The following is a 440-nucleotide window of genomic DNA, read 5'->3' as shown; positions in this document are numbered from 1 at the left end:
GTCCTCGGGCGGCGCGGTGCTGCACAAGGGCGAGACGCGCGCGGGCAAGGGCGGCGACGTCACGCTGCGGGCGGGCGCGCCGGAAGTGGAAGGCGCCACGGGCGCGCTGGCGCTGGCGGGGCAGCTGCGGGGCTATGGCATGGCCGGCGGCGGCACGCTGACGCTGGAGACGGACGGGAAGGTGGTGATCGGCGGGGCCGATGCGCTGGCCTACAGGCCGACCCATACTCCGACCGGCGCGGCGCAGCCCCAGGCCTTGCTGCTCGATCCGTCGCTGCTGCGCGCGGGCTTCGCGAAATACGACATCAACGGCCGTGACGGCCTGCGCGTGGCCGAGGGCGCGACGCTGGACGTGGCGATGCCGGTGTACCGATACGAGCCGGGCAGCGAGGCCACGGGCCAGCGGCCGGCGCCGGCGCTGCTGCTGGCGCCGGTGTACC

At 75.9% G+C, this 440-nt stretch carries 1 protein-coding gene; it reads left to right on the top strand.

Going from position 1 to position 440, the window contains the following annotated elements; translation table 11 throughout:
- On the top strand, positions 1-440 hold a 440-nt coding region (locus AC6LJ9_RS30685), incomplete at both ends, for a hypothetical protein (protein WP_498150460.1).

The organism is Achromobacter sp. 1011811831, from assembly GCF_059760905.1.
This window is presented reverse-complemented; position numbering and strand designations above follow the sequence as displayed.